This is a genomic window from Psychrobacter cryohalolentis K5 (assembly GCF_000013905.1).
GTDB lineage: Bacteria > Pseudomonadota > Gammaproteobacteria > Pseudomonadales > Moraxellaceae > Psychrobacter > Psychrobacter cryohalolentis.
Map to the genome: position 1 here is coordinate 2,561,229 of NC_007969.1, position 16,211 is coordinate 2,577,439.

Annotated in this window: 10 protein-coding genes and 1 pseudogene; 2 read left to right on the forward strand and 9 right to left on the reverse strand. The window is 41.4% G+C overall.

The features are described from left to right. Positions 1-69: 69 nt before the first annotated feature. From PCRYO_RS10700 to pilG, 9 genes and pseudogenes are all read right to left on the reverse strand, one after another. Positions 70-597, reverse strand: coding sequence for a cytochrome b (locus tag PCRYO_RS10700; protein WP_011514408.1), 528 nt, complete (start codon positions 595-597; stop codon positions 70-72). Between the two features lie 85 nt (positions 598-682). Beyond that, positions 683-1,186 carry a hypothetical protein gene (locus tag PCRYO_RS10705; protein WP_011514409.1) on the reverse strand — a complete coding sequence of 168 codons (504 nt, stop codon included), beginning with the start codon at positions 1,184-1,186 and terminating at the stop codon, positions 683-685. Further along, positions 1,183-2,193: a chemotaxis protein CheB gene (locus PCRYO_RS10710; protein ID WP_011514410.1), complete on the reverse strand. Its 1,011-nt coding sequence runs from the start codon at positions 2,191-2,193 to the stop codon at positions 1,183-1,185. The genes PCRYO_RS10705 and PCRYO_RS10710 overlap by 4 nt, the downstream gene beginning before the upstream one ends. After that, entirely contained in the window at positions 2,186-9,091 is a 6,906-nt protein-coding gene (locus PCRYO_RS10715; protein ID WP_011514411.1) for an Hpt domain-containing protein, read from the reverse strand. Before PCRYO_RS10715 ends, PCRYO_RS10710 begins: the two co-directional genes overlap by 8 nt. 30 nt (positions 9,092-9,121) lie before the next feature. Beyond that, positions 9,122-10,096, reverse strand: a complete 975-nt coding sequence (locus PCRYO_RS10720; RefSeq protein WP_011514412.1) for a CheR family methyltransferase — start codon at positions 10,094-10,096, stop codon at positions 9,122-9,124. A 189-nt stretch (positions 10,097-10,285) separates the two neighbouring features. After that, positions 10,286-11,290: pseudogene (locus PCRYO_RS10725) on the reverse strand (methyl-accepting chemotaxis protein); the annotation flags it as partial. Between the two features lie 526 nt (positions 11,291-11,816). Beyond that, positions 11,817-12,347 (reverse strand): chemotaxis protein CheW, encoded by a 531-nt coding sequence (locus PCRYO_RS10730; protein ID WP_011514414.1) that lies wholly within the window; start codon positions 12,345-12,347, stop codon positions 11,817-11,819. A 3-nt stretch (positions 12,348-12,350) separates the two neighbouring features. Next, complete coding sequence (locus PCRYO_RS10735) at positions 12,351-12,713, reverse strand: response regulator (protein WP_011514415.1); 363 nt, start codon at positions 12,711-12,713, stop codon at positions 12,351-12,353. Between the two features lie 165 nt (positions 12,714-12,878). Further along, positions 12,879-13,256 carry a twitching motility response regulator PilG gene (gene pilG / locus PCRYO_RS10740; protein ID WP_011514416.1) on the reverse strand — a complete coding sequence of 126 codons (378 nt, stop codon included), beginning with the start codon at positions 13,254-13,256 and terminating at the stop codon, positions 12,879-12,881. Between the two features lie 659 nt (positions 13,257-13,915). Here pilG and PCRYO_RS10745 point away from each other — a divergent pair. After that, positions 13,916-15,127 carry an efflux RND transporter periplasmic adaptor subunit gene (locus PCRYO_RS10745; RefSeq protein WP_011514417.1) on the forward strand — a complete coding sequence of 404 codons (1,212 nt, stop codon included), beginning with the start codon at positions 13,916-13,918 and terminating at the stop codon, positions 15,125-15,127. A 282-nt stretch (positions 15,128-15,409) separates the two neighbouring features. Then, positions 15,410-16,132, forward strand: coding sequence for a response regulator transcription factor (locus PCRYO_RS10750; RefSeq protein ID WP_011514418.1), 723 nt, complete (start codon positions 15,410-15,412; stop codon positions 16,130-16,132). The last annotated feature ends 79 nt before the right edge of the window (positions 16,133-16,211 follow it).

The window sequence follows — 16,211 nt, forward strand, 5'->3', positions numbered from 1 at the left end:
ATGCCATTTCTTAATACAAAAGTGTTATAAGCAGCATTTTTGATATGTCGTAACGATATTAAAAGTCTATTACTTGATACGTGCTATGAGGTTGTCTTTTTTCACAAACTGATGATACAAAGCCGCCCCGATATGAAGCACAGTAAAGGCGATAATCATTGGCCAAATGATATCTACATGCCAGTCATTAAAGAGTCGAGCCAACCCTCTATCTGGGGTTACTAGTACAGGTATTTGAAATATACCAAATATATCAACCGGACGGCCACCATACAAAGACATCATTAACCCTGCTATTGGCATCGCAATCAACAGAGCATAAAGTACAAAATGCGACAATCGGGAAAGCAGCATTTGCCATTTCGGCATCAATACTGCTGGTGGCGCTTTGGTAAAGATGCGATTAATGACTCGTGCTATCATCCAAAATAACAGGCTAACCCCAAAGGCTTTATGTAGCCCAATATAGAGATTGCTATCTAGGTTGTCATATAAAAAAATCATGGTCCATGTAATCAGCAATAAAATCGCGCTAATCCAGTGAAAAAATCGACTGGCAAAGGACCATTTTGTTAGGTTAGAATGAGTAGTATTCATAAATTTACTGTGTTACCTCTGTCGCTACTGATTGCTTAATAAGCGCTTAGGCATAGATATAGACAGTGACTATCTAATGAGCAAACTAGCCGTCTAAATCTACTAGCTGATGCGCAATTTTATCTAAATCTGGCACCAAATACAGCATATTATCAATCATGACCGTCTGAAAAAGATAGGATAGCACAACCTCTTCTTTTACACGTTCATGAACCGTATCGATATTGCTATTTGACTTGATAAAATGCTCAGGCAGCTCAACATCTTTCACATCAGAGATACGCGCCTGTAGTTGGCGCACCTCACCTGAAGTTTGCAAAGCAATACGATGCGCTGATGTATTTCCTTCCAATATAACCATCTTATCTGGCGTTTGATGGCTCGGTAACATATGGAACACAGCGATTTGTTGCTGTTGCCACTCATAAAATTGTGTATATTCGCTGTACTCATCTATACTCAAAATCAAACCACTAGGAACAAGCCAATCCGGCTGATCAAGCGCTGGAATGATCGTCACATCGAGCATACCATTAGTGGTGGTCAGTAAGCTTACTGCCTCAAATGAATGTTTTAACATCTGTCTCATAAGTCGCTCACAATAAATGAATGTGGAGTGTCGTTTGTCGCTTTATTAGCAATATAGTTGGTCAGCTTTTCTGCCAATGCTTGAGGACTGCCGATAAAGGTACAATATCCTGAGTCAATGATAGCCTGTGGCTGACTGGGACAAGTACTCAAAATTGGGTCTTGTGCCCATAATTGACTGTCATTATCTTGTATCAAATCTAAATACTGCGTGCCATCATTGCCCATACCTGAAAAGATAATGTTTATCAGCTCGCTACCATAAACATCGCTGGTGTTTTTGAGAATCTGACCAATAGCAGGTTTATAATCCCCTACCCAAGCCTGATCTAATAAGATAATGCGACCAGTTGAGTCACAGACAATCTGTTGATCGATAGGTACGATCAGACATTGACCTGTACGCATGCGCTGCGAGGAAGTAATCATCTGGCAGTGCCAGTCATTATGGCGATTTAATATACGTGGCAAGGTACTAATCATGGTTTGATTAAAATGATGCGCTAGTAAAATACTTATCGGCAGTGTTGGCGATAGGTGATCTAAGAACTCTTTAACCGCACTAGGACCACCCATAGATGCCCCTAAGAACACCACATAACGCCAATCACTAATATCATCCTTATAGACAGAATTATCGATAAGATTTGGCAAATCCAGCAGTTGCGCAAGCTTACGTTTGAATTTACGTTGCCATTTAGCGTACTGCTGCGCCTCATTAAGATAAGGTGCTTGACTAAACCCGACCAACATCGCTACAGGATTGGAAGCAGCTGTCATGGTCGCTAGATGCTCATCGTAATCACTGTCTATCAACCAGATATCAATAGCGCTTTCATAACCATCAAACTTATCCTTCAACTGCGATGGTGTAACGCAATCCACCAGATGAAAGCCACAGCTCCGCACTGTATCAGAGAACGCCATCCGCTGCTGATGGTCTTCTGCCACCACCAGTACTTTAATCTCATTTTTATCTTTTAACGCCAAGGCACGTATGTTACCCATGATGAGTTAGGTGGACCTTTTCATCCAATAAACTTTGGATTTTATCAAGCAGCTGGTTTTCTTGGAAAGGTTTGCCCATATAGTCATTTACCCCAATCTCAAGGGCACGTTCACGATGCTTCTCACCGGTTCGTGAGGTAATCATGATAATAGGCAGATGCTGCAAGCGTCCATTATGTCTGACTTGGGTAGCAACTTCAAAACCGTCCATGCGCGGCATTTCAATATCAAGCAGCATTAAGTCAGGCGTCATCTCTTGTAGTATCTCAAGCGCATCGATACCATCTTTGGCAAGTACCACATTGAACCCTTGACGCTCTAAGAATCGTGATGTTACTTTTCTGACTGTGACTGAATCATCAACGACCAGAATCGTGGTATTGGAATCCATATTTCTTTGTTCAGTAGCTTTAGAATGCGTGACATCTTTGACTAAAGCCGCGTTACGCATCAAGGCTATCAAGTCTAGAATGAGCATTACTGAGCCATCGCCCATAATGGTGGCCGCTGAGATACCAGATACATTTGAGAACTGTTGCCCCAAAGGTTTTACCACTACTTCAATACGTGAGCCTGCTATTTGATCGACTTGTAGGGCCATATTCTGACCACTGCGGTTTTTGATGATAATAAGCGGTACGCTGGTATTGGTATTAACGACCAGCTCATTGAGCTTATTACCAGATAAAATCTCATTTAAATAGCGTACACGATAGTCAGTGTCTTCAAAATTGAGAGTCGCCTCGCCCGATTGATAATAGTCATAAACTTTTTCTGGATTGATACGTACAACGCGTTCAATCTGCACCAAAGGTATGGCATAGTAACGATCCGCTGCTCGAACCACCAAAGCATCAGACACAGCTACCGTTAATGGTACACGGATGGTAAAGCTTGATCCTTTGCCAAGCTCTGATACCACAGATACAGCACCACCTAGCTGACGAATTTCACTAATAACAACGTCCATACCGACGCCACGCCCTGATATCTGCGTGACCTGTTTGCTGGTACTAAGACCGGCATTAAATATATATTGCATAATATCAAGGTCGCTAAGATTCCTATCTTTGGCGTCGATCAAACCCTGAGAAATGGCTTTTTCACGTACTGCTTCTACATCAATCCCTTGCCCGTCGTCATTGAGCAAAATGACAATTTCACTTCCTTCACGTAGTACTTCTAGCGTGATTTGACCACTGCGCTCTTTACCTGCTGCCAGCCTTGCTGCCACATTTTCGATGCCATGATCGACTGCGTTACGTAACATATGCTCAAGTGGTGAGGTGATGCGCTCTAGAATGGTTCTATCCATCTCATCATCAGCATTGATAATTTTTAGCTCAACCGACTTATTCAGCTCATTAGCCGTTTGGCGGACAATACGCTCAAGCCTTGGTGTTAATCGCGTAAAAGGGACCATACGTGAGTTCATCAAACCATCTTGTAATTCAGTCTGCGTCCGAGATAATTGGAGCAATAGACTTTCACTATCACGCGTTTTTTCTAATAAAGTATGGTTAATTTCGACCAAATCCGATGCCGACTCTGACAAAGATTTTGACAGCTGATTCAAAGAAGAGTATTGATCCATCTCTAGCGGGTCAAAACCTTCATGATTGACCAGCTCTTCATCAATCTGCGATAAAATCTGTGCCTCAAGCTCAATTTCCATACGGCGCAACTGATCCGCTAGACGCTGTACGGTAGTACCCATCTCTTCAATACTGTTGGTCAAGCTACTGATGCCCATATCGATACGAGCACGGTTAATCGCAGATTCACCTGACAGGTTAATCATATGCTCAATCAGACTGCCTGAGATACGAATCATCTCACTATTATTGGCATTTTGCTCTTGTTCAGTCGCATCGTTAACCATCAGCGGCATGGCGCTGATATCTTCTTGGATATAGGTTATTTCTTGGTTTTCTTTGGCAATTAAAATCGTTTCACGCTGAGCTTGCAGGGTTTCTGCTGGTACCTGCTTTAAACTATTAGGGTTTTTACTAAATTGCTGTAATGCCTCAATTAGTAAACTAGGTGTTGGCGGATTCACTTGCTGTGATAGGATAAAAACAGCATCTGCTAGCCAGTCATAACAAGCAGCCAGCAACTCCAGCACTTTCGTGGTTGCAGGGCGGCGCTGAGCAACAAAGTCTTGATAAACTGATTCCATTTCATGAGCTAAATCAGCAATACCAGTAGCAGTAACCATACGTGCGCCACCTTTTAAGGTATGCAAGTCGCGCTGTAGTGCTTGCAGCGCAACCATGTCACCTGCGTCATTTAAGAATAACTGTAGATATTCATTACGATTGGTGAGCGCTGTTGCCTCTTCTAAGAAAACTTCTAAAATATCAGCATCAGGTAAACCATGCGCCCACGATTGCTGAATGATTTTATCTAAACTTAACGCATCTGCCTCATTTGCTACCTGTTGGGTATCTTGATTGGCAAAGATTTGAGGCTCAGCTGCCACATGGTTATTTGGCATAGGAATAATAAGCTGTACCGTTTCTGGCAATGCTTGTGCTTTTAAAAACTGCTGTAATTGAGCCATGAGCTCAGGCGCAAAAAAAGACTTTTGATAACGTACAATGTGTGCTACCTGCAGCGATAAGGTATCTTGTACCACTTGCATAATCTCAAGCCACTGTGCGGTTGGCTCGCGTTTAGATTCTACAAACGCCTCATAAACGCTTTCTGCTTCATGAGTCAAGTCGCCAATACTGCGGATACCCGCCATACGCGCACCACCTTTGATGGTATGCAGATGGCGTTGGAGTACCTTTAAGGTATTAATATGGGTGATGTCTGCACGCCACTTACTGAAACTATCGACCAGCGCATCATCAAGCTCTTGCGCCTCTTCTAAGAAGATTTCTAGTAGCTCAATATCCGTATCGATAGTTTCAAGCTCTAGCTCAGGTGCGGCAATACTTTGTACAGTAGCCTGTTCTTCATCGGCTATATTTTCATCACTTTCATTCTTATCTTGCACGATATTCTCTTGCACGATACTAACTTGCACGGTGTTGTATTGCTTGATACTCTCTAGCTGCTCTAGTACTTGCTCATCAATTTTTAATGACGTACTGCCTGCTAAAGCATCAAATAAACCAACTAACTGCGCATGACCTGCAAGTAGGATTTCTTGGATATCAATATCTGCCGCTTCTTTTGGATATTGGCTCAAATAATGATAAGCATCTTGTAAGGCATCAAGAATAGAGACGAATTTTGGAAAGGCTTGTGCTTTGTCAGTTAAATATTTAATTTGTAAAATTTGCTCAGCGATATAGGCTTGGATTTTCTCGATATCAGCACTGTTAAGCGCTTCATCTAATTGCCACTCGGCATCTAATAACTCATCAATATTGCCATCTAACAAGTCATTAATCGTTGGTTTATCCTCAGTGCTTGCCTCACTATCGTCATCTTGCTCCTCAAGCATCGCCTGTAACGAGGCGATATCTTGCTCGCTTTGCATATGCTCTGCCGACATATCTTGCTGGTTTGCATGTTGTTTATAGTTATGGAGATAACCATCAATAAGCGTGACAGATTGGGCCAGTGCAGTTAAATGGCTTGCATTCATCGGTATATCCTGCTGCTGTAGAAGCTCTAAGCTTTGCTCTATCGTCGCACTCACGTCGCTAATGGCAGTCAATGCACTAGAGCCAGAAGCTGCTCTCAAAGTATGGAATGCGCGCACAATCTCGTCACTTACCTCGACATATGGCTCATTTTTATGATGACGTACAAAGTCATTAACGCCTTCTAACAACTCTTCTGCCTCTTCAATAAAGATGTCAAAGAACGCCTGTTCTTCTTCACTTTGAGGCATCACAATAACTGGTGCTTCTGCCATTTTTTCATTGACCGAATAAATCGTCTGCAAGGTGCGATCAATTGCTTCATCATTCTCCAAATCTTGAATATGACTGTTTAAATCAATGTGACTTGGCGTATGCTTAGCAGGCTGTAACCATTGATTGTATAATGCACGGTAACTGAATTCATCACCTAATTGTTTGCTATAAGCATTAGCACAGGCCACCCACAATGGCATCATAGTAGGATAATCTTGGCTTTCACGCTCGAAAGTGCTTAATAACTCAGGATATACGGCCAATACATCACCAATCAGCTGCTGTATATCCGCTGAGGCAGTTATGCTCTTATCTAAAATGCGGTTTAGCATGTTTTCTATAGACCATGCTAATTCAGCACTGTAATGAGCACCGACCATCCGACCAGAGCCCTTCAGAGTGTGAAAGCCACGGCGTATGTCTTTCAGTTCAGTCAAATCAGTAGGTGAAAGCTGCCAATGTCCATATAAAGGGATGATTTCATCTAAGACTTCATTAGCCTCTTCTATAAATATCTCTTTAATATCAGGATCAGCATCGTTTGCATCTGTCACTAGCGACTGTGCTTCCAAAATAAATGGCTGCAATACCAAAGGGAGCTCTAAATCTGACAATGCATTCAAAGTGTTAGCTGGCTCAGAGACTGAGCTTATGGCTTGCGCGTGTAAATTATGGTCAAGTATATGATAATCTGATGCAAAGTCCGATTCTTCAATATCAGCTGTTAATAACGTAAGTGCAGCTACTGGTAAACCTGCATTTAGTGGTTGCTGAGTCATCAAGTTATGACTTTGCAAAAGAGTAATAGCAGGGTCAAAGCTTGGTGGCTGTTGTGCTGCAAAGTCAAATAACATAACGGGTAGGCGTTTAGTGGTTTCTGTTATCAACGTTACCACATCGTCCGTTACGGATAAGGTTTTATCCAATAAACGGTTGAGTAGATTTTCGATAGACCATGCCATCTCACTGATGCTAACAGCACCAACCATACGTCCCGAGCCCTTTAAGGTGTGGAAACCACGACGTAGTTCCGTTAATGGTGTCAAATCTTGCGCATCTTCCTGCCATATTGGTAAAAAGTCTTCTAGATCACCAATCACTTCTTCAACTTCTTCAATGAATATTTCTCGAATGTCTTCATCGATATCGAAGGTATCAGGATTTAGCTGTTGGCGCATTTTCAATAAAGCTTCGCTTGCCCCTGTCTCTATAGACTGTTTATTGTCTAACAGTAAGCCAGTCAAAGTCTCAGCATTAAAAGACGGCACAGTGACAGGCGCAATCTCACCGCTGTCGTCATAGCGCAATACATCATTGGCGGCTGGTTTTTGGGTGAGGAAAGTATCGTTGACTGCTTCAGGCGCATCGATATATGCATTAAGTAGCTTGGCTGCCGTATCAATATAAGCATTTGCTTTTTCTAGTAGTGTTTGATCAACAAACTGTTGCGCAAGATAATCCAATAATAGCTCAATAGCACTCAAACTCTCTGCCAACGCTTCGATAACGTCCCAGCTCAATACGGCAATATTATGAGTACGTATCTGTACAAATATATCGGCTATCTTGTCGACTACTTCACCAATCGCTGGCAGCCCCATACTGTTAAAAGTCTGGCTCATGCTCATAAAAATTGCCTGCTCTGGCAATAATTCTAACTGTTGGCGTTGTATATAGTTATGAAAATCTTGCTTAACTTCTTCAGCCGCAATACGTAACTCACGTAAATCCACATTAACAGAACCAACATCTAAACTGTTGGCTGGTTGCAAGTCATTATCAGTGCGAGCAGAAATAGTGAATGCAGCTACATCATCCATTTTGATAGAAATCATTTGTTCTGTATTATAGACAGCGCTATACAACTCTTGTAGCTGACGTTCAATCTGCCATTGTTCTTGCGTAAAATCCTGCTCTGATAAGAGGCTACGCTCTACATTAGTCGCAATAGCATCGATTTGTGAGGCAAATAATGTCCAGCCACGACTTTTAAGCTGGTTATTTATTTTCGCTAAAGGTTTTAGCAAAGTATGAGGCTTATCAAGTGCAAAAATAATCGTCTCAATCTCACTCAATATACGAGGTAAGAGACGTACTTCAGCGTCTATCTGTACACTGCCATTCAATAAAGATTCAGCATTATCACTGTTATGAATAAGGCTACTTAATTCGCTATAAATATGACTAACGAGACTTTGAATCTCGCTTATAGGTGGCTCAATCTGATCTTGATGACTGTCTATCAATTGATCCAGCTGACTTAATATTCCTGCATACTGCTTAGGTAGTGGTATTTCATTTTGCCCAAGATCCTGTAGCCACAGCTCAGCCAGATACCACAAGCGCTGCAAATCAGCTTCTTGCGCCGTTTGCCATAAATAATGGCTGACCTTTTGTAGCACAGTCAGAATAGCAGGCTTATTCATATTGGCAGCGAGCAATTTTTGTGTCTGTTGGCGCCACACTAATAGCAATTGCCGATGCTGTTGACTATCTAAATCTGACACTGATCTACTCACAGGTAGAGTTATGTCAATATCATCATAATCCGATAAGCTAGCCAAATGACTGTCTGTCGTCAAAGATAAGGTATCTGCAAGCGGCTCTATGACTATATCAAACTGCGATAAGACTTGTGCTAGATCAATCAGCGTTTTATTCATTAAAACACTATGATATCTACCTGTGCACACATAATGTTCCAGCTCACGCTGTAACACTTTATGAGCAATCTGCCCTATTCTGAGTTTCTCAGCAGCCAAATTTATATCTAAGCTGCCATTATCCAAACCATCAAAAACAGTGGCTTCTGCTAATAGGCTAAGCTTATTCGCTAAACTTGCTAGAGCAGGCAAATTAATCATGATCAGGGCACCAGCAATTTCATGATAGTACTGTGCCATTTGCTCATTATTAGTGCCTGCTGTCTCTAATTGCCAGCCATCAGCTACCTGTGTTAATTGCTGATTAAACAGTGGCAATAACCACTCAAGCGTTACCATGTCATTGGGCTGGTTTTTCATAGATTCATCCTGACTCTTTTAGGCGCTAATTTAGGTACTGATTTTTTGCCACGCATTGAGATGTGGGTGCGCAATACGGCGCATATTTGAAGGACGCCAAAATAGCGCCTCACCTGGAGCCAATATAATATAACCACCTAAGGCGCATTGTTTTGATAATCGAGCTAAAATATCACGCTGATCAAACTTGCGAAAATATAGCAGCATATTTTGACAAACAATCACCTGTTGTAGATGCGCGGTAGGCGGTTTTTCATCCATAATATTGTGTAAAGCAAAACGGACCTGCGATTTTAACGTTGCTGTGACCTGCCAGTAGCCATAGCTACTACTTGCCGTGGTTCTATTTAGATAAGTGTTACCAATACTCGCTTCGTCAGCCATGATTGCTGGTGATAATGGTTGCACAAACTGCTGACAATATGGCGGGATTAATGATTGCTGTTTAGCGTCATATTGACCCAATCGCGCCTTTGCTAGTACTTGTTGACTGACATCTGTACCCAAGATCGTGTAATTGCTCAATTGCTTTGCAGCCAAACTCATTGCCAGAGACCAAGTCTCTTGTCCGCTCGCGCAGCCCACACTCCATATGTGAAACATCTCACTAGTATCAGTAGCTATCCGCTTGCGAAGCTGATGCTGCTCTGCACATTCTGTGACAAAATTGATAGAAGGCAGATGACGGAAAAATCGGCTTTCATGGATCAATACTTTATCAAGCAAATGCTGGCGTAGCTCATTGTTAAACGGCAACTGCTGCCACAACTGGACGGTAGTCAATCCATAAAACAATGCCGTGTGAATCACCGCATTTTCCAACCAGTTACATTGAATATTAGGTAAAATAAAACCAATCTCACACTCTATATAGCGTTGCCACTGTCTAGTACCAAAATAATCGTCATGCCGTATCATTTTCACATTATCTTGCATGAGGCTGTCTACTGATATAGCTTCAATTATATGAATGCTATTACTGCCTTTTTTAATATGATGATTCATGTGACCTGCTATTAATGTTGCTGCTCCAAATTTTATAATGTCTATTTAGAGCAGCAATTTGGTTAACATTTCCATAGGAAAAATTATAGCTATTATCGACAGTTATTACATACTGGCTGAGACTCTCTCATCCATATCGAGATATTCATGATCCATGCTTTCATGATTCAACTGCTCATCATCATTTGATATTTTAAAGCCGGTGACTGATTCTTGTAGTGCTGCAGCCATTTCGCTTAGCTCACCAATAGAACGTGCAGTCGCCATCGTACCAGAAGACGTTTGAGAGGTAATATCTTGAATAATGTTCATAGTATGAGAAATATGACCTGCCGACTCCGCCTGTTGCAGAGCAGCATTTGAAATATTCTGAATAAGATCCGCCAAAGTATTAGAAACGGTTTGCACCTCTTCTAGTGCTTCACCCGCATCTTTTGCCAACCGCGCACCACGTACGACTTCAGACGTCGTTGATTCCATCGACATGACCGCTTCACTGGTATCTGCTTGAATGGTTTTTACCAACGTCTCAATCTGTTTGGTTGCATTTGCCGAACGCTCAGCAAGACGCTGAACCTCATCAGCAACAACCGCAAATCCTCGTCCTGCTTCACCTGCCATCGATGCCTGAATCGCTGCGTTTAATGCCAAAACGTTAGTTTGGTCTGCAATATCGTTAATCAAACCAACGATATCACCAATTTCCTGCGAAGACTCACCAAGACGTTTAATACGTTTCGAGGTTTCTTGAATCTGATCACGGATAACGTTCATACCTTCAATAGAGCGCTGTACTACTTCTGCTCCATTGTAAGAGATGGCAACCGAACGCTGAGCAACCGTTGCAGATTCTGCAGCGTTATTTGAAACTTGGTCAATAGACACCGTCATCTCATTAATAGCCGCAGATACACCAGCGATTTCTTGTGCTTGATGCTCAGAGGCTGCCGCAAGCTCGACTGCATTCATCTGTGTTTGCTCTGATGACTGCGAAACGCGATCTGCGGTACTGTTAATAACCAGTACCAATTGGCGTAGTTGGTCGATAGCAAAGTTGACAGAGTCGGCAATTGCACCAGTGAAGTCTTCTGATACTGTTGCATTGACCGTCAAATCTCCGTCTGCCAAATCACCCAACTCATCAAGTAGGCGCAAAATAGCAATCTGGTTACGCTCGTTTTCTTCTTGGATTTGGCGCGCACGTTCAGACTCAGCTTCCGCTTCTTGACGACGACGTAAGGTCTCTTTTTCAATAAGGAGACGTTCTGAGCCACCGCGCTGCTGTAGCAACTTATAAAAAGCGAAAAAGATACCCAGTACACTGAGCACAAAGACAACTACCGGTATTATGACAGCTTGATTGAAATCGGTTAAATACTCACTGACCGAGGATATGGCATTGATCAGCGCCAATAGAGCACCCATAGCCACTAGAGCACAACCGCCTAGTAATAGTTTCCATTGACTGTTTGCATTTGTCGCAGCTTTATTTACACCGCTTACAGGGTTATTTATAACATCACTCATCGCACTTATTCCTTTCAAACAATCATCAAAGTCTTATTGTGACTGACTCTGAAATCATAGTGTTATCAAAACAACCGTGATGAACAAAGCCTGTATGAATGCTGACACACCACCGGATCATGTCAGCTATGATTCTTCTGCCATCGTTTTAATGAACACCTAATAATCAAACTTGACGGGTCATTAAAGACAGTTATATTGCAGCATCGGTATACTGTAGATCCTGTGTCAGTAAGCTTGGCATAAACACATACCAATCTTGTTCATCTTTGAAAAATTTGCCATGGTTATAAGGTGCAAATGGCGAATTCGGTTCAATGGCTTCTGGACGATATTGGTCTTGAGTAAACTGTTCGATACCGATCACTTGGTCAACAAGTAACCCTGAAAACACATTTTCATGGTCAATGACCATCACCTTACGCTGACTCATTTGCGCTAACCGACTGGGGACTTGTAAAAATCGAGACAAATCGGTCAATGGCAGTAAACGCCCACGAATATTAGCAATACCAAGCATCCAAGGCTTTACTAAGGGCACGCTGGTATATTCTGGCATGGATAATACTTCTGCTACTTGACCCATTGGCGCAACCAAGCGTTGTCCGCCAATCTCAAATACTACCCCTTGCCAGTCAAATTCTTGTCCGCCGCGGCGTCCGCTTTTACGCGAACGTGCCATATCTGCTATACGCAGAAGCTCAATAAATCCTCTCGATGCCACAAGCTACTCCATTACTTTACGAATGATCTGGACCAGACCGCTTTCATCAATAGGCTTGGTAAGATACTCTTTTGCGCCTTGACGCTTGCCCCATACACGATCGGTTTCTTGATTTTTGGTACTGATCATGATGATAGGAATATGTGCTGTTGCCTTGTCACGAGTGATTTTACGAGTTGCCTGAAAACCATTCATTTCAGGCATGACCACATCCATCAAAATGACGTCTGGTAGATGAGCAATGGCCATCTGGCAGCCTTGTTCACCATTGGTCGCTTCCAATACTTGATAGTTATTTTTAGAAAGCATGTCGCGAAATTTCGCCATCTCAGATGGTGAATCGTCAATGACTAATACAGTAGTCATAGTTATTTCCTTTATTTTCGATGATATCTGTTAGATATATAGTGTTAAAACAAACCGATTGAAGTAATATTTCATGCTGAACTGAATGCATATTACTGATTATGACAACAATATTTTATCGTTATATGAAAAAGCCTTGACCACTTTTTATGATCATATTACAGATTAACGATACTGATTAATTGCCTCAAAAAGCTCATCCTTACTAAACGGTTTGGTCAGATATTCATCAGAACCTACAATACGTCCACGGGCTTTATCAAATAAACCATCTTTAGATGACAACATAATCACAGGTTTACTGGCATAGTCAGGGTTATTTTTAATCAAGGCACAAGTTTGATAACCGTCCAAACGTGGCATCATGATATCCACAAAAATAATATCTGGATTGTGGTCGACAATCTTAGCCAAAGCATCAAATCCATCAATGGCAGTGACAACTTCACAGCCCGCTTTTTGCAGCAAGGTTTCTGCGGTACGGCGAATGGTTTTTGAGTCATCAATAACCATTACTTTTAAACCATCAAAATTATTTTCCATTCTTATTGTCCTATTAACGACTGTTTATTCATTATGCGATATGTTCACAGTACTACTCACGCGTAGTACTGTTTACTCACAATGAATTATCTTAGTATGTTGGGCGTTATGCTAAATTTCGTACAGCGTTATTATAGCCATAAATTCAATGATTACTCATACTCTGCAACCATTAATTATCACAGGCAAATTTAATGAATAATGTAATCGAATCCTCTGTCAATGAACGAGTATCTCTTATTCAATATTGCTTGTTATAAAAACAGTTGAATATCTAGTCTTATCAAAAATCTACTATATTGAAAACCGAAACAATCAACCAAGTTGCAAGTGAATAGCTTCGTTGTTAAATGTCGTCTTTCCAATCGTAGCCATTATATAGAACCAGCACTCATCTTACTGAATAATTTACCTTTGTGATAAAAATGTATCAATATATTTTGATATGTTCGTTTTAGCACAGTTACCAGCCATTATCCAGTAATTAGTGAAATTATGTTCTAAATTTAGCCACTTAACGACTATTCTCTATATAAAAACGGCATTCTACAGCGTCTCATCTAGTGCTTAAAAAAACCAGTTAAATACAATCTGATAGAACCATTTCCCATACTTGTAATTCCCTATATAATAAAAAGTCGTTTATGATGGTGATTGGTATGACATTTTTTATGCGCTCGCTGCATTACATGCGTTTTATATGCTTACAGACTGCGCCGTTAAAAAAGAGCGTCTATATATTGAGCGCCCTATTTCTTATCGCCTGCCAGCCAACATCTCCTACTGAAGTGTTAAGTAGCGACAATAATGAGCCAGTTGATATACCACTCATTAGTGCCGATAGTGTCACCATCACACCTGATCATATTTTAAGTATCAAACCTACCCGTTATCAGCCCAGCCTTGGCTTACAAGGTCGTATCGAACCTATCAAGCAAATCAACCTTATGGCAGCGCAGCCGCTGACGGTAGAGCAAGTATTAGTCAGTGACAACCAATGGGTGAAAAAAGGTACGCCTCTACTCACAGTTCGACGTCAGGAAATTTTAAACAAAGCGATAGGCTTTGATGATACTGAAACCAATATAGAAGCAGAATTAAATACAACTGCTAGTAATGCTGATGGAGCTAGCACTTCTGATAATACTAGCCAGCCCTCTGTTTTAAATAAAAAAACTAATGTTATTAATGATAATAATAGAGCCGAGCTTGCTAGTAATAGCAAAGACAGAACAACGGCAAAGCAGTCCTCTGATTTAATCACATTACGTGCCCGCTTTTCAGGACGCGTAGAGAATCTGTCGGTGCAAGCTGGACAAAAGATAGAGGCTCAAACAGTGTTATTGAAGCTCAGTGACGAAACGGAATTGCATTTTATCTCAACGTTGCCGATTGAAGCTGAATCGCAAATTTCTGTCGGTCAAACCGTCAACTTTACTGCCGAAGATAGAGTAGATAAATTTACCGGTCAGGTCAGTAAAGTGCAGGCGGTAAAACAACCGATACAGCTTTTGGTCTATGTAAATGTGATCAACAATGAAGTCAGTCGCAATCAGCTAGCGCCTGATATGCAAGTCACTGGCAGAGTTGACTACGGGCAGATAGAAGTGGGTACTATTGTGCCTAAAATTGCCCTACATAATGTTGACTTGACACAAATACAGGTGCCGCCTTACAAACCGCTGCGTTCTTTGACTGCCAATATCTGGATTATAGGACAAGACCAACGCTTAACCCGCCAGCCTATTGAAGTAATTGAGTACGATCCACTGACCAAACAATATTTAATCGCAGGCATCAGTAGTGACAGTTTGATTTGTTTGGCCAACTTACCCATTGAATCTAAAGGCAAAAAAGTAGTGGTGTCATAAGTACAGAGCCATGCAGTTACATTGTGTAGAAACATTAACAAAGCACGCCTTGTTTAATAACATCCTGTTTAGGCAATATAGCGTATTATGGATAGTACGGATTACATACTTTTATTGCATAGCATTAAAGCATGGCTTGTATCTCTTGTATGGATAGCTACTTTTGATTTACATATTTATCATATGAGCATTTGGGATAATTGAAAACTAAGGGCAGACGCCACTTTTATAAATTGTAAAAGTGCATTAAGACAAATTATAACAACAACTAGAGGAAACATTATGAGTAAGCAGATTTTGTTAATTGAAGATGATCCAGATTTAGCAGAATTAATCAGTGATTATCTGACCATGAATTATTATGATGTGCATCATGCAGGTCTTGGTCAAGAAGGTCTGGATTTATTAGACACCAAAGAGCGTGATATTGACTTGGTAGTACTTGACCTCATGCTACCCGACATGGATGGTATGCAAGTTTGCCAAAAAATCCGTGGCAATAAAAACAATATGACCAATAAAGTGCCGATCATTATGTTGACAGCAAAAGGTGATACCACAGACCGCGTATTGGGTCTTGAGATGGGCGCTGATGACTATATTGCCAAACCGTTTGAGCCGCGTGAACTGTTAGCTCGTATTCGTGCGGTTATTCGCCGCCATGAGCAGCCAAACCAAGCGGACAGTCAGTCAGATAGCTTAACTTTTGGTCGTTTGAGCGTGTTCCCTGACAGTCATGAAGTGACTATCGATGATTTACCTGTACGCTTGACAACGCATCAGTTTCAATTGCTGCATTATTTTGCCACTCATTCAGGCAAAGTACTAAACCGCGAGCAATTATGGCAAGCTATGCCAAATGATGACAGCTCAGACAATATTGATCGCGCCATTGACGTACATATCTCGCGTCTTCGTGCGTTGATTGAAGACAATCCCCGTCAACCAAAGCGTATTATTACAGTGCGCGGCGTCGGTTATCAGTTTGCCACTGACCAAGTGTAGTCAGTAGTAAACTGTTGGTAAATAAACAGTCAAACAGCTTTAAAATAGTTCATTAAAAGGGGTATCATATGTATGATAA